Source organism: Nocardia transvalensis NBRC 15921, from assembly GCF_000308875.1.
Lineage (GTDB): Bacteria > Actinomycetota > Actinomycetes > Mycobacteriales > Mycobacteriaceae > Nocardia > Nocardia transvalensis.
Map to the genome: position 1 here is coordinate 84294 of NZ_BAGL01000128.1, position 19653 is coordinate 103946.

At 70.4% G+C, this 19653-nt stretch carries 18 protein-coding genes; 8 read left to right on the top strand and 10 right to left on the bottom strand.

From position 1 onward, the window contains the following. Window positions 1–19: 19 nt before the first annotated feature. From hypE to hypF, 4 genes are read right to left on the bottom strand one after another with little or no spacing between them, the layout of a single operon-like run. Complete coding sequence (hypE, locus tag ON41_RS37445) at window positions 20–1072, bottom strand: hydrogenase expression/formation protein HypE (protein ID WP_040754126.1); 1053 nt, start codon at window positions 1070–1072, stop codon at window positions 20–22. Continuing rightward, entirely contained in the window at window positions 1069–2178 is a 1110-nt protein-coding gene (gene hypD, locus ON41_RS37450; RefSeq protein ID WP_040754127.1) for a hydrogenase formation protein HypD, read from the bottom strand. Before hypD ends, hypE begins: the two co-directional genes overlap by 4 nt. Continuing rightward, window positions 2175–2450: a HypC/HybG/HupF family hydrogenase formation chaperone gene (locus ON41_RS37455; RefSeq protein ID WP_040754129.1), complete on the bottom strand. Its 276-nt coding sequence runs from the start codon at window positions 2448–2450 to the stop codon at window positions 2175–2177. Before ON41_RS37455 ends, hypD begins: the two co-directional genes overlap by 4 nt. A gap of 1 nt (window position 2451) precedes the next feature. Further along, complete coding sequence (hypF, locus tag ON41_RS37460; protein WP_051163415.1) at window positions 2452–4779, bottom strand: carbamoyltransferase HypF; 2328 nt, start codon at window positions 4777–4779, stop codon at window positions 2452–2454. A gap of 170 nt (window positions 4780–4949) precedes the next feature. Between hypF and ON41_RS37465 the strand changes: the two genes are divergently transcribed. From ON41_RS37465 to ON41_RS37480, 4 genes are read left to right on the top strand one after another with little or no spacing between them, the layout of a single operon-like run. Next, on the top strand, window positions 4950–5372 hold the full coding sequence (locus tag ON41_RS37465) for an Hsp20/alpha crystallin family protein (RefSeq protein ID WP_040754405.1): 423 nt from the start codon (window positions 4950–4952) through the stop codon (window positions 5370–5372). A 34-nt stretch (window positions 5373–5406) separates the two neighbouring features. After that, a complete protein-coding gene (locus tag ON41_RS37470; RefSeq protein ID WP_063710016.1) occupies window positions 5407–6384 on the top strand; it encodes a 1-phosphofructokinase family hexose kinase in 978 nt (325 codons plus the stop codon). 25 nt (window positions 6385–6409) lie between these two features. Further along, a complete protein-coding gene (locus tag ON41_RS37475) occupies window positions 6410–6904 on the top strand; it encodes a nitroreductase/quinone reductase family protein (protein ID WP_040754130.1) in 495 nt (164 codons plus the stop codon). Continuing rightward, window positions 6901–7482, top strand: coding sequence for a hypothetical protein (locus ON41_RS37480; RefSeq protein WP_174411400.1), 582 nt, complete (start codon window positions 6901–6903; stop codon window positions 7480–7482). The genes ON41_RS37475 and ON41_RS37480 overlap by 4 nt, the downstream gene beginning before the upstream one ends. Before the next feature lie 22 nt (window positions 7483–7504). On the opposite strand, the gene ON41_RS37485 is transcribed toward ON41_RS37480, so the two are convergent. After that, window positions 7505–8137 carry a CBS domain-containing protein gene (locus tag ON41_RS37485; RefSeq protein WP_083905918.1) on the bottom strand — a complete coding sequence of 211 codons (633 nt, stop codon included), beginning with the start codon at window positions 8135–8137 and terminating at the stop codon, window positions 7505–7507. Window positions 8138–8384: 247 nt separating this feature from the next. Between ON41_RS37485 and ON41_RS37490 the strand changes: the two genes are divergently transcribed. Genes ON41_RS37490 through ON41_RS37500 form a run of 3 tightly spaced genes read left to right on the top strand, consistent with a single transcriptional unit; the run spans window position 8385 to window position 12604 of the window. Further along, window positions 8385–9311 carry a universal stress protein gene (locus ON41_RS37490; protein ID WP_040754132.1) on the top strand — a complete coding sequence of 309 codons (927 nt, stop codon included), beginning with the start codon at window positions 8385–8387 and terminating at the stop codon, window positions 9309–9311. A 9-nt stretch (window positions 9312–9320) separates the two neighbouring features. After that, a complete protein-coding gene (locus ON41_RS37495; RefSeq protein ID WP_051163421.1) occupies window positions 9321–10229 on the top strand; it encodes a universal stress protein in 909 nt (302 codons plus the stop codon). Beyond that, the gene (locus ON41_RS37500) at window positions 10226–12604 is read left to right on the top strand and encodes a phosphoketolase family protein (RefSeq protein WP_051163423.1); all 2379 of its coding nucleotides are present in this window, start codon (window positions 10226–10228) and stop codon (window positions 12602–12604) included. The genes ON41_RS37495 and ON41_RS37500 overlap by 4 nt, the downstream gene beginning before the upstream one ends. 25 nt (window positions 12605–12629) lie before the next feature. On the opposite strand, the gene ON41_RS37505 is transcribed toward ON41_RS37500, so the two are convergent. Further along, entirely contained in the window at window positions 12630–12872 is a 243-nt protein-coding gene (locus ON41_RS37505; RefSeq protein ID WP_040754133.1) for an SHOCT domain-containing protein, read from the bottom strand. 54 nt (window positions 12873–12926) lie between these two features. Continuing rightward, window positions 12927–13439: a flavodoxin domain-containing protein gene (locus ON41_RS37510; protein WP_040754134.1), complete on the bottom strand. Its 513-nt coding sequence runs from the start codon at window positions 13437–13439 to the stop codon at window positions 12927–12929. Window positions 13440–13817: 378 nt separating this feature from the next. On the opposite strand from ON41_RS37510, the gene ON41_RS37515 reads away from it, so the two are divergent. Further along, window positions 13818–14750 (top strand): Acg family FMN-binding oxidoreductase, encoded by a 933-nt coding sequence (locus ON41_RS37515; RefSeq protein WP_246461642.1) that lies wholly within the window; start codon window positions 13818–13820, stop codon window positions 14748–14750. 3 nt (window positions 14751–14753) lie between these two features. Here the strand turns inward: ON41_RS37515 and ON41_RS37520 are convergent, their stop codons facing one another. The 3 genes from ON41_RS37520 to ON41_RS37530 form a co-directional block, all read right to left on the bottom strand. Next, window positions 14754–16472 (bottom strand): GAF domain-containing sensor histidine kinase, encoded by a 1719-nt coding sequence (locus ON41_RS37520; protein ID WP_040754415.1) that lies wholly within the window; start codon window positions 16470–16472, stop codon window positions 14754–14756. Between the two features lie 170 nt (window positions 16473–16642). Then, the gene (gene ppsA / locus ON41_RS37525) at window positions 16643–18976 is read right to left on the bottom strand and encodes a phosphoenolpyruvate synthase (RefSeq protein WP_040754135.1); all 2334 of its coding nucleotides are present in this window, start codon (window positions 18974–18976) and stop codon (window positions 16643–16645) included. Window positions 18977–19037: 61 nt separating this feature from the next. Then, window positions 19038–19649 carry a flavodoxin domain-containing protein gene (locus ON41_RS37530; RefSeq protein WP_063710018.1) on the bottom strand — a complete coding sequence of 204 codons (612 nt, stop codon included), beginning with the start codon at window positions 19647–19649 and terminating at the stop codon, window positions 19038–19040. Between the last annotated feature and the right edge of the window lie 4 nt (window positions 19650–19653).

The following is a 19653-nucleotide window of genomic DNA, read 5'->3' on the forward strand; positions in this document are numbered from 1 at the left end:
CCCCTCGAGTGCGGTGCGATCAGCAGATTCGCGGGAGTTGTTCGCCGACGAGCATGTCCACGACGCGGCTGGCGCCGAGCGGGGTGCGGGCGACGACGCGGCCCGCCGGGCCGTCGGTGGCGTGGCCGATCAGGCGCGCACGAGCGCCCGCGGACACCGAGCGCACGGCGGTCAGCGCGGCGTCGGCGGACTCGGCGGCGACGAGGGCGACCAGGCAGCCCTCGTTGGCGACGTGCAGCGGATCGAGGCCCAGCAGATCGCACGCCGAGGCGACCGGTCCCGGAACCGGTACGGCCGATTCCTCGAGATGGATTCCGATGCCGGAGGCGGTGGCGAGTTCGTTGAGGGCGCCTGCCAACCCGCCGCGCGTGGGATCACGCAAAGCGTGGATGTCCGGTCCACAGGCGGCGACCATGGCGGCGGTGAGCTCGTGCAACGGCTGTGTGTCGGAATGGATGTCGGCCTCGAAGCCCAGATCGCCGCGGGCGCAGAGAACGGCGGTGCCGTGCGCGCCGACGGGTCCGGAGACGAGGACGGCGTCGCCGGGCCTGCCACGCGCGGCGGAGGGAGCCGCACCCGGCAGGAGCGCGCCGATGCCGGTGGTGGTGATGTACATGCCGTCGGCCGCGCCCCGCCCGACCACCTTCGTATCGCCCGTGACCACCCGGATCCCGCACGCGGTGGCCGAGGCGGCGACCGAGGCGGTGACCGCCCGCAGCTCTGCCACCGGCAATCCCTCCTCCAGGACATAGGCCAGCGCGAGCGCGATCGGGCGGGCGCCGCGCATGGCCAGGTCGTTGACGGTGCCGTGCACGGCCAGGGCGCCGATGTCGCCGCCGGGGAAGAAGCGCGGGGTGACCACGAAGCTGTCGGTGCTGAAAACCAGTGGGGTACCAGGGGTTTCGAGTATCGCGGCGTCCTCGAGTGGTTCGCCGCCGCCGAGTTCGGCGAGGATCACCCGGTCGATGAGTTCGGCCGTCAGCTGGCCGCCGGAACCGTGGCCCAGCAGCACCCGCTCGGTGTCCGCCCGGGGCAGCGGGCAACCGGTGCGCTCCGGATCGATGGTCGTCATCGCGCTCCCTCCAGCGGCAGTCGGCGACGGCCCGCGGTGTAGTAGGCCGCGCAGGTGCCCTCGGCCGACACCATCGGCGCACCGAGGGGAGTGCGCGGTGTGCAGCGGGCGCCGTAGGCGGGGCAGTCGGTGGGTTCGGCGGTGCCGCGCAGGATGGCGCCGGCGATGCACTCGGTGGTCTCCACGGAGCCATCGGCGCTAGTCCCGAACCGTCGTTGCGCGTCGTGAGCGGCGAATTCGGGGGCCAGGCACAGGCCGCTCGCGGGGATGGTCCCGATGCCGCGCCAATTCCGGTCACCGACGCGGAAGACTCGCCGAATCGCCTCCCGCGCAGCGGTATTGCCCGAGCGGCGCACCGCTCGCGCGTACTGGTTCTCGACCGCCGCGCGACCGGATTCGAGTTGCCGTACCGTCATCAGGATGCCTTCGAGCAGATCGAGCGGTTCGAATCCGGTCACCACGATCGGCACCCGGTATCGCGCGGCGATCGGCTCGTATTCGGCCCAGCCCATCACCGCGCAGACGTGCCCGGCGGCGAGGAACCCCTGGACTCGATTGCCCGGAGCGTCCAGGACGGCGGTCATCGCGGGCGGGACCAGGACGTGGCTGACCAGGACGCTGAAGTTGCCGACGCCCGTCCTGGCGGCGTGCAGCACCGCCATGGCGTTGGCGGGCGCGGTGGTCTCGAATCCGACGGCGAAGAACACGACCTCGCGGTCCGGATTGTCGCGTGCGACGGCGACCGCGTCGAGCGGCGAGTAGACCACCCGGACATCGCCGCCGCGTGCCTTGACGCCGAGCAGATCGCCGCGGCTGCCCGGAACCCGCAGCATGTCACCGTAACTGGTGAACACGACCTCCGGCCGGGCGGCGATCTCGACGGCTCGGTCGATCATCTCGAGCGGCGTGACGCACACCGGGCAGCCGGGGCCGTGGATCATCCGGATTCCGGCCGGCAGCAGTTCGTCGATGCCCTGCCGGACCAGCGTATGTGTCTGTCCGCCACAGACTTCCATGATCGCCCACGGCCGGGTCGCGGTGGCTCGCAGTTCCGCGAGCAGGCGGCGTGCGAGTACGGGATCGCGGTATTCGTCGAGATACTTCACGGTGCCTCCGCGCGATTCGGCAGGTCCGGGCCGAGTTCGGTGACGAGCGCATCGGGAATCGCCCGGAGCACGGCGAGCGTTTCGGCGGCCTCGGCCTCGTCGACCCGGCTGATGGCGAATCCGACGTGGACGATGACGTAATCGTCGATCTCCGCGTCGGGCACGTAGGCCAGGCATACCGTGCGCCGGACGCCGTCGAAATCGACTGTCCCCATGCGCAATACCCCGTCGTCGGCGCTGGCGACGATCCGGCCGGGGACCCCGAGGCACATCCTACGTACCTCCGGTGCGGGCGGCCGCGATCGCCGCTTGGCCGTAGCTGATTCCCCCGTCGTTCATCGGAACATGTTCTCCGACATAGCAGTCGAGGCCCGAACGGGCCATGCCGTCGAGGACGGCCGCGGTGAGCCTGGCGTTCTGGAAGACCCCGCCGCCGAGGCAGACCACGCCGGTGCTCGCATTCGCGGCGGCGTGGGCGGCCATGGCGACGACGACCGTCGCCACGGTGCGGTGGAAACGTGCCGCGATCTCACCGACGGGGAGGTGCGGTGCGAGGGCGAGCGCGTGGTGCAGTGTCGGGCTCGGGTCGTACACCTGCAGCCCGTCGCGATGACGCAGCGCCCACCGCAGCGGCGGCGTGCCGGGATGCCCGAGCGCGGCGGCTTCCAGCCGCACCGCGGCCTCGCCCTCGTAGGTGTTGTCGTCGCAGACGCCGAGCAGTGCCGCCATCGCGTCGAACAACCGGCCCGCACTCGAGGCGCGCGGGCAGTTCAGGTCTCGCTCGATCATGCGGCGGATCACCGCGACCTCTCGCCCGTCGAGGCGGGCGAGCAGGCCCCGGGCGGCCCCCGCCGGAATCGGATGACCGAACTGCTCCGCGCCGAACAGGTAGCCGAGCGCCATGCGGGCCGGCCGGCGCACCGCGGCCGAGCCACCGGGCAGTGGTGCGGTGCCGAACCGGCCGACACGGCGATACCCGGTCAGGTCGGCCAGTAGCACCTCGCCGCCCCAGAGCGTTCCGTCGTCGCCCAGGCCCAGCCCGTCGAGTGCGACGCCGACGAAGCTGTCGGTGATGCCGTGTTCGGCGGCGGTCGCGGCGACATGGGCGTGGTGATGCTGGACCGCTACCCGCCGCTCCTTCGCCCAGCCGAGCAGTGCGTACTGTGTGGACAGGTATCCCGGATGACGGTCGTGCGCAACGATTTCCGGTTTCGTCGCGGTCAACCGGGACAGGGACCGGACGGTATGGTCGAGGGCTCCGTAGGTCTCCGCGTCCTCGAGGTCGCCCGTGTGCGGGCCGAGTACCGCCAGGTCGGCGGCGGCGAGCGCGCAGGTGTGCTTGAGCTGTGCGCCGACGGCGAGGATCGGCGCCGGCGCGGCGATCGGGAGCGGGAGAGCACCCGGGGCGTAGCCGCGCGCACGGCGCAGCACGGTGGTGCGGCCGCCCACGATCCGGACCACCGAGTCGTCGTAGCGGCCGCGAATAGGTCTGTCGTGCAGCAGGATTCCGTCCGCGATCGCCGGCGCCAGGTCGCGTGCGGCCGCGTCGTCGACGAGGGTGGGCGAACCGCTTCGGTTTCCGCTGGTGACTATCAGTGGCCGCCGCAGTTGCGCCAGCAGGAGATGGTGCAGCGGGCTGTAGGGCAGGAAGACACCGATCTCCGCGGATCCGGGTGCGACACCGGGCGCGAGCGGCGCGTCGGCCCGCCGGGGGAGCAGGACGATCGGCGCGGCCGGCGAACCGAGTAGCTCCGCGGCGGCCGCGTCGACCGTTGCGATCGTCCGTGCGATCGCCAGGTCGGCGGCCATCACGGCGAGGGGTTTGGCGGGACGTGGCTTGAATTTCCGCAGCCGGGCGAGGGTCTCGTCGTTCGCCGCGTCGCACACCAGGTGATAACCGCCGATCCCTTTGACCGCGACGATGCCGCCCGCCGCGATGACCGCGGCAGCCTCCGCCAACGCCTGCTCACCCACGACACCGGAGGTCCCGCCGCCGTGCTGCCACGCCAGCCGTGGGCCGCAGGCCGGGCAGCAGATCGGCTCGGCGTGGAAACGGCGGTCGGCGGGATCGTGGTATTCCGCCGCGCACGCCGTGCACATCCGGAAGCCGCTCATGGTCGTGCGCTGCCGGTCGTAGGGCAAGGCGTCGATGACCGTAGCCCGCGGTCCGCAGGCGGTGCAGTTCACGAACGGGTAGCGGTAGCGGCGGTCGGCCGGATCGAACAATTCCGTGAGACAGGTCGCGCAGGTCGCGAGATCGGCCGGGATCCGCGGTGTCGCCCGCGCGGTGGCGATGCTTCCGGCGACCGCGAATCCCTCCGTCAGCTCGCTGCCACCGGGCAGCGCGGAGATCTCGAGACGGTCGATCCGGGCCGCCGCGGGTGCGCAATCCCGCAGCCGGGCGGTGAAATCCTCGACCGCCGGCGCGACTCCCTGTACCCGGATGTCGACCGCCGCGCCCGCATTGCGCACATCGCCGGACAGACCCAGGCCGGTCGCCAGCCGGTACACGAAGGGCCGGAACCCCACCCCCTGTACCGTGCCGTGCACCCGGATCCGGGCCCGTCGCCATGCGGCGGCCGATTCCGCGTTCGTCTGCACCGGTACACCATGACCGGCCCGCACACGCAGGCCACAGAGCCGAAGGTCCCTGTTGGCGGTGCCACGGGACTTCGGTCACCGGAGGGGACTACCGGGTGCCCTACTCGCTGGACCGGCGCGAACGTGAAATCGGCTGTGTCGGAATACATCAGCCTCACCGAGGAGTGATCATGAGTCTGCTTCCCGCTCATCGTCCGGGTTCGCTGCTGTCGGAATTCGCCGATCTGTGGAACTCGTTCCCGCCCGGGATGATGCCGGTGTTCGGCGGCCGTCTGCTGCGTGTGGAGGACACCGTCGACGACGGCCGCTATGTGGTGCGCGCCGAGATCCCCGGTATCGATCCCGCGAAGGATCTGGAGGTGTCGGTGCACAACGGCCAGCTCACCATCCGGGCGGAGCGCAGCGAAAAGCACGAGGAGAAGGGCCGCTCGGAGTTCAGTTACGGCTCGTTCACGCGCACCGTGACCCTGCCGGCCAGCGCGCAGGAAGAGGGCATCGAGGCCGCCTACGCCCAAGGCATCCTCACGGTCACGGTGCCACTGAGCGAACCCAAGACGGAGGTCAAGAAGGTCGAGGTCACCTCCGGCGAATAGCCGGGAGATCGGTGCGATGCCAGGAGGTGCGGCGATGTCGATAGTCACGCTCACGATGAACCCTGCGATCGACATCGCCTCCGCCACCGGTGCGATCGGCCCGATCGACAAGATGCGATGCGCCACACCGCGATACGATCCCGGTGGCGGCGGCATCAATGTCGCCCGCACGGCCGCGGCGCTCGGCGAACCCGCGATCGCGATCTTCCCGGCCGGCGGGTATACCGGGCGATTCCTCACCGACCTGGTGCGAGAAACAGGGGTGCCGGCGCGGGCCGTTCCGGCGGGGGAGCCGACTCGCGAGAGCTTGTCGGTCACCGATACCGGTACCGGCAGCCAATACCGCTTCGTTTTTCCCGGACCCCGGCTGACGCCGGCCGAACAACACCGCTGCCTGGCGACGGTCGAGCAGGTGGCGTGCGGCGCGCGATACCTCGTCGCCAGCGGAAGCCTGCCGCCGGGCGTTCCGGTGGACTACTACCAGCGGGTCTCCGAACTTGCGGGGGCACTGGGGGTTCCGTTGATCGTGGATACCTCGGGGCCGGCGCTGCGTGCGGTGCGCGACGGCGTGTTCCTGCTCAAGCCGAGTCTGCGGGAACTCGCGGACCGAGCCGGCCGCCCGCTGACCTGTCGGGCCGAGCAGGTGGCGGCCGCGCGGGAACTGATCACGGGCGGTGTCACGCGAATCGTCGTCGTCTCGCTGGGATCGGCGGGAGCGCTGTCGGTCACCGCGGCCGGACACCGGTGGTACGCGCCGATGGCGGTACCCGTGCGCAGCGGTATCGGCGCGGGCGACGCGATGGTCGGGGGCCTCGCGGTCGGCCTTGCGCGCGGCTTGGAACTCGACGATTCGGTCCGACTCGGAATGGCCGCGGCGACCGCCGCGCTCACCACGCCCGGCACCGGCGTGGGGCTGCCGTCGCGCATCCGGGAGTTGTATCGCGAACTGACCGGCACGACGGTGCCGGCGACTCCGGGGACGGTCGAGCGCGGCGCGAGCGCCGACCGGTAGGACGAACGGAGTCAGGAAGGACATCATGCGGTGGTACGGCGACTACCTACGCCGGCTGTACCGCGGCGGGCGGCCGAATCTGTGTGCGAGAGTGCAGAATCGGCTGCCCGCGGGTGTCTTCGCGCTCGGCGTGATGCCCCGGCGGGTGGCCGCGCTGGGTATCCGTGGCCGCCGCAGCGGGCGCGTGATCTGGCTGCCGGTGGTGCTGACCGAGTTCGAGGGTCGGCGGTACGTGGTGTCCATGCTGGGCGACAAGACGAACTGGGTGCGCAACCTGCGCGCGGCCGACGGCGTCGCGGTGCTCCGGCACGGGCGCCGCGAGCAGGTGCGGCTCGCGGAACTGGAGCCGGAGCTGCGCGCACCGGTGCTCTGGCACTATGTCCGCGTCGCTCCCGGCGCGCGGCCACACATCCCGATCGGACTCGATGCGCCCACGTCGGCATTCGAACGGATCGCTGCCGACTACCCGGTGTTTCGGGTCGACGCGGCGCCGAACCGGCGCGACGGAGGTGAACGATGAATTCTCAGATCCAGCAACCACACTCGTTCGGACGGACCGTATGGGCCATGGCCTGCTGTGTGTGCCGGACGCTCGGATTGCTCGCGCGGCGGCGCATCCATCTCCCGGTTACCAATCGGGGGATGGAGATCGGCTTCGCGGACGGGACGTCCTCGCGCGTTTTTCGCGAAACCGTCCTCGACCATCCGCAACACCGTGACCCGTGCGTGCTCGTGGTCGAATTCGAGCTGCGTGCGGTGCGCGGCCGGGGGCATGCGCTGTTCCGGCGGGAGAGCCTGCTGAACACCGTTCTGTTCGCGGGATTTCCGGGACTGATCTCCAAACTGTGGCTCGCACACGACCAGCGGGGCCGGTATCGCGGCCTGTACGAGTGGGGTGATCCGGCATCGGCCGAGACCTATGCACGCACCCTGTGGGGAGTCCTCGCTCTGGTGTCCGTGCCGGAGTCGATCGCCTACCGGATTCTGCCCGGCGTCCGTCGCGCCGAACTGTTCGCTACGGCGGAACCGGGCGCCGGAGAATGGTGGCGACCGACTCGAACGAGCCGCGCGGTCGCGGCGACGGGGAGAGTCCCCTGAATCCGCGGCACCGGGACCGTCCCTAGCCGATCGCCTCGTCCGCTCGGCGTCGCAGGCGTTCCGCCACCGACATCGCCGGTCGGTCCGCGGTCGGTGGGCGGTCGGTGTCGATGTCGACGTGGTCTATGCCGTCGACCGTGAGCGCTAAGGCCGAGACGGTGTGCCGCTCGGCGGAATCGGCGAAGTCGCCGCGGATGACCGCGTGGCCGTCGGTGACGTCGACGGTCCACGTCCGGCGGCTGCCCGCGTAGATGTCCAGCAGGGCACGGATCTCGGCTTCGAGAGTGGCGTCGTCCCGGATCAGCGCCCGGAGCAGATCACGGCGGGCGACGATCCCGACGAGTATCCCGGCCTCGACCACCGGGATCGAGCGCAGGTGGTGGGTCAGCATGCGGGTGGTGATCGAGGTGACGTCGGTGCCGGGATGGACGACCTCCACGGGGGACGTCATCACGGATTCGACCAGGGCGGCGCGCTGGTCGGGCCGGGCGGAGAGTGCGTCGGATTCGCTGAACATGCCGAGGACGTGATCGCCATCGTCGACGACCGGCAGTGCCGCGAAACCGTGCTCGGTCAGCAGTGAGATCGCCGTGGACACCGGAGTTTTCGGCTGGACCGTCGATACGGGGCGATGAAGTATGTCGCGTGCGTACACGGGTGGCGCCTTTCGAGTAGGCCGGGCAACAGGGGTGTACCTACCCGAACGATGCTCCCGACGTGTCCGGCTCGACAGAGGCCGAATGTCCACGTGGGGGCTTCGAAAGTCATCGTGGCGGCGGCAGGTGGTCTTTGGGCCCGCCCGGTCGGGACGATCGGCCGCATCTGCGCGGCGGGGGCGGTTCATACGGTTGTCACGGGTGTCCCACCGGGCATGCGAACGCCGAGACGATTCGGAGACAGCGATGATCGAGCAGCACAACGACGATCCGCATCGGCTGGCCTCGGCGCCGGTCGTCGTCGGGGTCGACGGTTCGGAAGGGTCCGACGTCGCGTTGCGCTGGGCGATAGATCTCGCCGTGCGGCGTGGGCGTGCGCTGCAGATCGTGCACGGGATGGACCTGGTGAGCGCGACGGGTGCGCTCGGCGTCTCCGAGGTGGCGGCGCCGCCGCTTGTCGATTCCGTGCGCGCGCACGGTCGCTCGGTCGTGGCGCACGCGCAGGCGACGGCACGGGAACTCGCGCCGACCCTGCGGACCTCGACCGTGATGACCTCGGATACGGGTAAGCAGCTGCTCATCGACCACAGCGCGAACGCGTACATGGTCGTACTGGGCGCGACCGGGAGCGCGGGGACATTCGCTCACCTGGGTACCACGCTGCTGTCGGTGGTTTCCCGGGCGGCCGGTGTGGTGGCCGTGGTGCGTCCGGACCCGCACGCGGAGAATACGATTCACGATTCGGGCCCGGTGGTCGTCGGTGTCGACGGAAGCCTGGTATCGGAGGCGGCGATCGAGGCGGCGTTCGTGGAGGCGGCCGAACGCGGCGCCGACCTCGTCGCGGTGCACGCCTGGAGCGACTGGGATTACGGCCGTTTCGCCGGCCGGAGCGAGCCGTTGCTCCCGGACCCGACGCTGGAGGATGCCGAGCGGGTGATCCTGGCGGAGCGACTCGCGGGCTGGCAGGAGAAATACCCGCAGGTCCGGGTGCTCCGGAAGGTTTATCCGGCGGCGCCGGCCGTGCACCTGCAAGAGTGGTCGACGCAAGCGCAGCTGCTGGTGGTCGGGAGCCGCGGCCGGGGCGGCGTGCTGGGTATGCTGCTGGGTTCGACCTCCAATTCGCTGGTGCAACATGCGTATTGCCCTGTGCTGGTGGCGCACTCGGCGCGGTGAGGAGACGCCATGACGGGCGATAGCGCCGCCGGTCGCGCGGTGAGTGCACCGGTCCTCGTCGCCGTCGACGACTCGGAGGTGGCGTTGCGAGCTGTAGCCTGGGCCGCGGCCGAGGCAGCCCTGCATCGCTGCCCGCTGCACATCCTGACGTCGTTCGGCGTCGCGCCGCGGCCCGGCCTGAACACCGTGCTGGCCGAGAACGAGCGGGCATGGCTGCGTGGCGACGGTATGCGGCTGCTCGCGCGGGCGGTTGCCGCGGCGCGGCGCGCCGTGCCCGATACCGACGTCGCGGTCACGACCGAGCTGACGTTCGACTTGATCACGCCGACATTGATCGACAGGTCGGCGCAGGTACGGATGATCGTCGTGGGCAATCACGGCCGGGGAGCCATCGGCCGTGCCGTACTCGGGTCGGTGAGCACGGCGGTCAGCCGCCACGCGAGGTGTCCGGTGGCGGTCGTCCACCTGTCGCCGCCCGATCCGGTGTCGGCCGAGGGGCCCGTGCTGGTAGGTGTGGACGGCACCCTCGACAGCGCGCCCGCGCTCGCGGTGGCGTTCGACGAGGCGTCCCGCCGCAAGGTCGGCTTGGTGGCGCTGCACGCGTGGAGCGGTGGCAGTGAATCCGATGCACCGGTGGTGAGCTGGGACGACGTCCGGTCCGCCGAGAGCGCCGCGCTGACGGAGACCGTGGCCGGATGGCGTGAACGGTATCCCGATGTCGACGTCGAGCCGGTCGTGGTGTGCGACAGCCCGGTTCGGTCGCTGCTCGAACGGTCCGCGCGGGCGCAGCTGCTGGTGGTCGGCAGCCGCGGCCGCGGGGGCTTCGCGGGCATGGTGCTGGGGTCGACCAGCACGGCGCTGCTGCACGTCGCGGAGTGCACGGTGATCGTCGCGCGCGGACAGGAGAGAACACGATGACCGACGTACTGGCTCGCTCCACGGCCGATACGGCCGCGGCGGTTGCCGATCTGGACGCGTGGTGGCGGGCGGCGAACTACCTGGCCGCCGGGCAGATCTATCTGGTCGACAATCCGCTGCTGAGCGTGCCGCTGGCGCCGGGCCACATCAAGCGCCGCTTGATCGGGCATTGGGGCAGCGTGCCGGGGATCACCCTGACCTACGCGCATCTGAACCGGGTGATCGCGCGGCGCCGGCAGCCGATGCTGTTCGTGTGCGGGCCCGGTCACGGAGCGGCCGGGCTGAACGCGGCGGCGTGGCTGGAAGGCAGCTACAGCGAACGGCATCCGCAGGTCGCGCAGGACGCGGCGGGAATGCGAGAGTTGTTCCGGCGGTTCTCGTTTCCCGCCGGAGTGCCCAGCCACGCGTCGCCGCATCTGCCCGGGTCGATCCACGAGGGCGGCGAACTGGGATATTCGCTGGCGCACGCGACCGGCGCCGCGCTGGACAATCCGGACCTGGTGGTGGCGTGTGTGATCGGGGACGGGGAAGCCGAGACCGGTGCGCTGGCGACGAGCTGGCATGCCCCGCTGTTCCTCAACAGGACGACCGATGGCGTCGTGCTGCCGATCCTGCATCTCAACGGGTACAAGATCGCCAATCCCGCACTGCTGGCCCGGATTCCGCGTGCGGACCTCGACGCGCTGCTGATCGGGCACGGCTGGGAGCCGCGGCATGTGATCGGCAGCGAGCCGGCGGAGGTGCACGGACGGTACATGCAGGTCCTGGACGAGGTGTTCGACCGGATCGCGGAGATCCGGGACGACGCCCGCCGCGGCCTCGCCCCGGACAATCCGCGGTGGCCGATGATCGTATTGTCGACGCCGAAGGGCTGGACCGGTCCCGCACAGGTCGACGGGGCGCCGGTGGAAGGCAGCTTCCGGTCCCACCAGGTGCCGCTGGCAGGAGTCCGGGAGAATCCGGAACATCGTGCGCTGCTGGAACAGTGGCTGCGTTCCTATCGTCCGGAGCGGCTGTTCGGGCCGGACGGCGCCCCGGCGGCGCGGATCCGGGCGCTGAACCCGCCCGAGGAACTGCGGATGAGCGCGAACCCGGTGGCGCACGGCCGCACCCAGATCGATCTGCGGCTACCGGACGTCTCGGATCACGTGGTGGCGGTCGCCCGCCCGGGCGTGGCGATCGGCGAGGCCACCCGTGTGCTGGGCCGCTATCTGCGGGACGCCCTCGTCGCCAATCCCCATGACCTGCTGTTCTTCTCGCCCGACGAGCACATCTCGAACCGCCTGGACGCCGTGCTGGAGGTGACGGGGCGGCGGTGGCAGGCGGAGCGCCGGCCGGACGACGATCGGCTCTCCCCGGGCGGGCGGGTGTTCGAGGTGCTGTCGGAGCAGCTGTGCCAGGGCTGGCTCGAGGGCTACCTGCTGACCGGGCGGCACGGCCTGTTCTCCACCTACGAAGCCTTCGCGCACATCGTCGATTCGATGGTGGTCCAGCACGCCAAGTGGCTGCACACGGCCGCCGGCTATCCGTGGCGCGAGCCGGTACCCAGCCTCAACTATCTGATCACCTCACATGTGTGGCGTCAGGACCACAACGGCGCCTCGCATCAGGATCCCGGATTCATCGATCACGTGCTGAGCAAGCGGCCGGAGGTATCGCGGGTGTACCTGCCGCCGGACGCCAATTGCCTGCTGCACGTGACCGACCACTGCCTGCGCAGCCGGGGGCGGGTCAATGTGGTCGTGGCCGGTAAGCAACCGGCGTTGCAGTACCTGACCGACGAACAGGCACGGTGGCAGTGTGCCACGGGGTTGGGCGTATGGCGGTGGGCCAGTTCGGATTCCGGTGGTGACACCGATGTGGTGCTGGCGTGCGCGGGTGACGTGCCCACCCAGGAGACGCTCGCCGCCGCGGCCCTGCTGCGTGAACTGGTCCCGGAACTGGCCGTGCGCGTGGTCAACGTGGTCGATCTGGCGCGATTGTTCCCGCCCGACCGGCATCCGCACGGCATCGGTGACGACGTCTACGCTCAGATCTTCACCGCGTCCTGCCCGGTGATCTTCGCCTTTCACGGCTACCCGTGGCTGATCCACCAGCTCACCTACCGGCGCCCCGGACACGACCGGATGCATGTGCGCGGCTTCCGCGACAACGGCACCACGACGACCCCGTTCCAGATGTGCGCCATGAACGGTATCGACCGCTATCACCTGGCCTTCGCCGCCCTCGAACGGGTACCGGGTCTCGGCGACCGGATCGGGTATCTGCGCGACCGGCTGCTCGGCCTCGCCGATGACGCCCACGCCTACGCGTGTCGTGAAGGCGTGGACCCGCCGGAGATCACGAACTGGGTGTGGCCCGGCGGAGTCTCCTGACGCCGCCGGAACCCCCTGGGCCCATTCAGTCGTCGGTGTCCTCGAGGGTCCGCAGGCGGCGGCGGTACTCGTCCTCGTCGATCTCGCCGCGCGCGTATCGGCTCGCCAATACCCGGCGAGGTCCCGGCCCGTCCCGGTGCGGCGAGGCGGCGCCCAGGTAGCGGACCAGCACCACGATGGCGGTGATCACGACGACCCAGAAGATGATCATGTTTGTGACCATCAGGCCGTAGCCCCAGCCACTCATGCCGTTGCCGTACCACATCATCGGCCCTGGCTCCTTCTGCGTGAGACTGCTTCTGCCACAACGCGTATGCGATCGTCACCGCGTCTGATACGTGAGCTGGTGGGCGATGTCGGTGGCCCAGACGGTAACCCGCTGTCTGTTGCGGAAGTCGCCGGCGCGGGTCTTCGCCATCGCCGAGGCGGGGAAGCCGCGCGCGTCCGGTGTCAGCCGTCCACCGAATAGCGTGTCGCCACGAGCGGCGACCCGGTCTGCGGCCTTGCGCACCCCGGCCGCGCCCGGGATGCGTCGCGGATTCGGCGTCTCCGTGGAGTCGTCCAGAGGCCCGCTGCCGAATACCCATACCGGGCGTTGCCGCAGTTGCCGGGCGAATCGCCGGACGAACCGGCGTGCGTCGCGGTGCCAGCGACCGGCGTAGAGCGCGCCACCGATGACGACGGCGCAGTAGTCGTCGAGGGAATCCACCTCGTGCGCGGATCGGGCCTCTGCCGCAACGTTTTCCGACCGCAGCGCCGCCGCGATCCACTGCGCGATCTCCGCGGTTCCCCCACGCGTGGAACCGTAGGCCACCAGGACCGGATCGTGTGTCATTGCCGTACCTCCTCGCCATCGATCCCACGCCGGATACCGGGCCGCCGGGAGGGTCGAAGGTCACGGCCACACCGCCACCGTCCCGAGGTCATCGCCGGCCACGTCTGCCGAAAGCCGATGCGCCGCATATGGTTCGTGATCGTCATGGGCTCACTGTCCGGGATTCGCCGAGGTTGCGGCAGAGTACGCGGTCCCGTCTCGGCGGGCCGACGATCGCGGTCGGAGGGCCTTGCGACGGATGACTTTCGGCCGTCACCGTGGTCGACGGGAGGGCGAATGCTGAGGGAACAGACCGACAACGCTGACCGTGCGTCACCGAACGATACCGAGGACCGCGCGATGTCCACATCCTGCCCAGATCCGGACACCCTCCGATCGATGCTGTCGCTCGCCGTCCGGGCACCGTCGGTGCACAACAGCCAGCCGTGGCTGTGGCGTGTCGGCGACACCACGGTGCACCTGTATGCCGACACCGGCCGTCATCTGCCGCACACCGACCCGGATCAGCGGGACCTGCTGCTCAGCTGCGGGGCGGCGCTGCACCATCTGCAAGTCGCGGCTCGGGCGTCCGGATGGGAGACGGTGATCCATCGTCTGCCCGATCCGGCGCAACCCGAGCATCTCGCGGCCATCGAGTTCCGGCCTGGGGCAGTGAATTCGGAGGCGGAACGGCAGGCGCGAGCCGTGACCGCACGGCGGAGCGATCGCCGCCGCTACACGTCCTGGGAGGTCCCCGCCGCGTACATCGCGGCGATGACCGCCGCGGGCGCCGCGCACGGCACGGTGGTGTTCGACGTGGTGGACGACGAGCGGCGTGCGCACCTGCTGCGAGCCTTCGAACAATCGGCGTGGGTCCATGCCCGCGATTTCGCCTACGGTGCGGAGCTGGCGCAGTGGAGCGGCCGCCATGCGACCGCGGAAGGTGTACTCGCGCGCAGTGCCGTCGCCTCGGCCGACGCGACGGTACGGCCGTTCTCCAACCCCGGTCTGCCCCAAACGGCTGTCCGGGACATCGATGCGACGGACCGCATGCTGGTGCTGAGTACCACCGGCGACGACCGCGTCTCGCGAGTGCGGGCCGGGGAAGCGGCGGGCGCGGTTCTGGTGACGGCGACGGCCTTCGGATTGGCGTCGTGCCCGCTGAGCGAACCACTGGAGGTGCACGGCACTCGTGATCGGATTCGCACCGACGTACTCGATGACAGCGGCTGCCCGCAGCTGATCATCCGGATCGGCTGGGTGGCCCCCAGTGGCGATCCGGTGCCGGTGTCGCCGCGCAGGCCGCTCGAGGAGGTCGTGCGGTCGCTGTGACGGTCAGCGAATGGGTACCGACCACACCAGCCGGGTCCCGCGCCGTGCGCCGGATCGAGCGGACCGCGCGGTGGGGATGTCGCCCAGGGACACCTCGAAACGTCCGCCCGACTGCGCGGCACGCTGGGCGAGATTGGCCAGGCCGCTGGGGGTGATGTCGTCGGGGATACCGTGACCGTTGTCGACGACGGTCACGGTGACGTCGTCGGCGACCCTGATCTCGATCTCGACGGTATCCGCGCCGGAATGCCGTACCGCGTTGCTGACCCCCTCTCGCACAACGGCTTCGATGTGATCGGCCAGTTCGGCGTCGACCACGGACAGTGGTCCGGACACCCGCAGCGACGTGCGGATGCCGGTGTCGGCGGTCTGCTGGGCGACGGCCTCTTCGAGGCGCTGGCGTAGTCGTGTGACAGTGCCGTCTCCGCCGTGTAGATCGAAGATCGAGGTGCGAATCTCCTGGATCACGTCTTGCAGGTCGCCGACGGCATCCGTCAGCCACGTCCGCACCTCCGGGACCTTCGTCCGCGGCACCTTGCCCTGCAAGGACAGTCCGATCGCGAACAGTCGCTGGATGACGTGATCGTGCAGATCCCGCGCGATGCGGTCCCGGTCGGTGAGCACGTCGAGTTCACGCATGCGCTGCTGCGTGTCGGCGAGGCGCATCGCCAGGGCCGCCTGATCGGTGAATGCCGCGGCCAGCTCCATTATTTCGTCGTCGTAGGGCGCCGCGTCAGTGGACCGCAGCGTGACCAGCACGCCCAGGGCGGCGTCCTGCGCATGGAGCGGCAGCACCAGCGCGGGACCGGTCGCCGGAAACATGGATGCCAGGTCGGTGCCCAGCGCGGTGTCCATCCGCAACGGGCGGCGTAGGGCGAAGGCCTTGCCGACGGTGCTGCCCTCGAGTGCCAGCCGGCGGCCGGTATACCCCTCGGGCGCGCCCGACGACTGCGCGACGACCAGCTCGACGGTGGCCTCGGCGGGTACTTCCGGATCGGCGGCGGCCGCGAGGAATACGGACTCCGAGCGCGTCAGGCGGCGGCTCCGCTCGACGAAATGCGCGAGCACCTCGTCGGCGTCGGTGCCGGCGAGGAATTCGGTGGTGAGATCGCGCATCGCCTCGATCCACGCCTGCCGCGCGCGGGCCGATTCGTACAGGTGGGCATTGTCGACGGCGATTCCGGCCGCGGCGGCCAGGGCCTGCACGATCAGCTCGTCGTCCTCGGTGAACAGTTGGCCGTCGGCCTTCTCGGTCAGGTACAGGTTGCCGAACACCTCGTCCCGGATCCGGACGGGGACCCCGAGGAACGTGCGCATCGGCGGATGGTTGGGCGGGAATCCCACCGAGGCGGGGTGGGCGGCCAGGTCCGCGAGCCGGATGGGTTCGGGCTGGCTGAGCAGCAGGCCGAGCACCCCGTGGCCTTCCGGGAGATCGCCGATCTGCTGGCGGGTGGCCTCGTCGATGCCCTCGTAGATGAACTGTGCCAGGTGACGGTGATCGTGGCCGCGCACGCCGAGCGCCCCGTAGCGGGCGTCGACCAGGCTGGTGGCGGTGTGCACGATCGTGGTCAGAGTCTGATCGAGGTCGAGTCCGGCGGTGACGCCGAGCATCGCCTCGACCAGGCCGTCGATCCGGTCGCGGACGTCGATGATCTGCTCGATGCGGTCGCGGACCTCGGTCAGTAGTTCGCGTAGCCGCAGGTGGGACAACGTCTGCCGCACAGCGTGAGTCTCCGGATGCGGCGCACCGGCCGCCCGGTTCTCTTGTCCGGAATCGTCGCGCACTGGCAAGGGTTCTCCTCGAGCACAGTGAAGTGCCAACCCTCGGGACCACTCTTCGGAATCCTCGCGGGCGGAGATCAGTTTACGCGGCCGGCGGTGTGCGGCTACCTCTACTTCCGGCCGTTCGGCGCGGCCGCCGGCGAATCGTTCACCGCACGGTCGAGCAGGATTCGCCGCTCGGCCGCGGCGACTGCGCGACGGGTCGACGGCAGTGCGTCGGGCGTGACCGAGATCGACGTGATGCCCATGCGCACAAGGTGTTCGGCGAATCCCGGCCGGGTGGAGGGTGCCTGCCCGCAGAGCGAGGAGGTGATACCCAGCCGGCGGGCGGTGGTGACGATCTGCCGGATGGCTTCGAGTACCGCGGGGTCGGTTTCGTCGAAGATCTCGGCGCACTGCTCGGAGTCACGATCCACCCCGAGCATCAGCTGAGTGAGGTCGTTGCTGCCGATGGAGACGCCGTCGATGCCCAGCCCCACGTACTCGGGCAGCCAGTGCACCACCGACGGCACTTCCGCCATCACCCAGCGGTGCAGTCCGCGATGGGAACCGAGCGGGCTCGCGTCGATCAGTTCCAGGCACGCCTCGAGTTCCCAGCGGGTGCGGACGAAGGGGATCATCAGATGGAGTTCGGGTGTCCGCTCGCGGACCCGGGCGAGGGCGGTGAGTTCGAGACGGAACAGCTCGGGATCGCGGACGTAGCGGTAGCAGCCGCGGTAACCGATCATCGGGTTGTGCTCGTCCGGCTCGTACCGGTCGCCGCCGGCGAGCGCGCGGAATTCGTTGCTGCGCAGGTCTGTTGCGCGATAGACGACCGGCCGGGGCGCGAACGGCGTGGTGATCCGGAGCAGGGCCGACGACAGTTCCTCGACGAACATGTGCTCTTCCCCGCGGGCTATGAGGTCGCGCGGGTGACGACCGCCGAGCGCCTGCACGAGCAGCGTCTCCGCCCGCAGCAGGCCGACGCCGTCGGCATCGGTGGCGGCCACGCGTTCGGCGACCTCCGGGATCGCGAGGTTGACGTAGACGCGGGTGGCCGTGGGCTCCGTCGCCGGTGAAGGCTGTGCGGCACCGGAGTATTCACGCTCGACGACCGAGCGACCGGAGGTGGCCGCGCCGGTATCGGCCCGGATCTCGCCGCGGGAACCGTCGACGGCGATCCGCTGACCGTCGTGCAGGACGGTGGTCGCGGTGCGGGTTCCGACGACGCACGGCACGCCGAGTTCGCGGGCGACGATCGCCGCGTGACAGGTCATGCCCCCGCTGTCGGTGATCAGCGCGGCGGCTCGCGAGATCGTGGGGAGCCAGTCCGGAGTGGTCATCGGCGCCACCAGGATCTCACCGGGCCGGAGGGCGCCGCCCTCGGCGGGGGAGCGCAGCACCCGGACCACGCCGCTCGCCCGCCCCGGCGCGGCGGCGAGGCCGCGCAGCAGCACGGTTGCGTCGGACGCCGGCTCGGCGGCGGATGGTGCCGTGGGTTCGTCGGGCAGCATGGTGATCGGCCGTGCCTGCACGAGCCACAGCTGCCGATCGTCGAAGGCCCACTCGACGTCCTGGGGCCGGTTGTCGTAGTGGCGCTGCACGTCGAGCGCGAGCCGCGCGACAGCGAGTACTTGGTCGCCGGAGAGTACCGGCGTATCGGTTTCCGAGACCTCGACGCGGCGATCGCCGTCGGGCCCGCCGACGATCGCGAAACTCTGCCGGCCCGAGCGGGTTTCGATCAGCATGGGGCCGGCGGGATCGACCAGGTAGGTGTCCGGTTCGACGGCGCCGGAGACCACCACTTCGCCCTGTCCGCGGGCCGCGTCGATGACCATGCGGTCACGGCGGCCGGTGGCGGGGTCGGCGGTGAAGACGACGCCGGATCGGCGGGCGTCGACCATACGCTGCACGACCACCGCCATCTCGGGCCGCTGACGCATGCCCCGGCGGGCGCGATAGGTCAGTACCCTGGGGGTGAAAAGGGATGCCCAGCACGCGATTACGGCGTCGATGATGGTGTCGTCGCCGCGGACGTTGGTGCGTGAGAGGTTCATTCCCGCGAACGACGCGGTGGCGCTGTCCTCGCCGATCGCGGACGAGCGGACCGCGACCGGGTGCTGGTCGCCCAGCCGGTGGTAGGACTCCACGGTCGCGTCCCGCACCGGGCCGTCGAGTTTGGTGTCCAGGACGAGTTCCCGCATGCGGCGGCACAGCTCGTCCACGGGCGGCTCTCCCGCCTGTTCGGCTATGGCTGCCCGCAACGCCTGCTCGTGCAGCGCGTCCAGTTCCGCGCCGTGGGGCCCGCGCTCGATCATGGCCCGATACGCCGAGCGCAACACCACGAATCCCGGCGGAACCGGCAGGTGCGCCCCGACGAGTTCGCCCAGATTGGCTCCCTTGCCCCCGGCGCGGTCGGCATCGGCCGCGCGCAACTCTCGCAGATCCTCGACATAGTCGCTCATCACGGCTCCGATCGCTGGTCCGTCGTGCGGTATCAGCCTCGCGCGGCGCGGGACGGCGCGGCTACGGGCCAAGGTCCCGCGTCGCCACGGCGTTGGGCCCGGCGGGATCGGGCACGGCGGGCGGACGGGCGAGCGGCAGTTCCACGTCGATCCAGTCGGCGATGCCGTCGGCCCAGGCCGCGATCGCGGCCCAGTCGCGCAGATCGCCGATTCGGCAGCCGAGCAGCCACATGACGACTCGGGTGCCGATGGCGTCGGGTCGTTGGAAGACGCCCGCGAAAGGCTGGAAACGCAGGGCGCACATGCGCTGTCGCACTCGGGCGACGGCGGGTGGCGTGAGATTCCGGAGCGGGAAACCGAGCGGGCCGCGTAATGCGGGGCCCATCCCGACGCTGAACAGGAAGGCCGGCCGCAGCCGCAATGCGACGCCGTGGCGGTCGGTGTACGCGGTGAATTCGGGCAGGAAAGCGCCGTTGTGGATGGCGCTGCCCAGGATCACCGCCTCGAACAGCAGGGGATCGATATTCTCCGAGACCGGAGCGACGCGCACGTGCAGTCCCTTGTGGCGCAGTCGATCTCCGAGGAACCGGGCGATCTCGCCGGTGGATCCGCGGACGGAGGCGTAGGTGACCAGCACCGTGTGTTCGGTGCGGCCCGAGTTGCCGGATGTCATATGC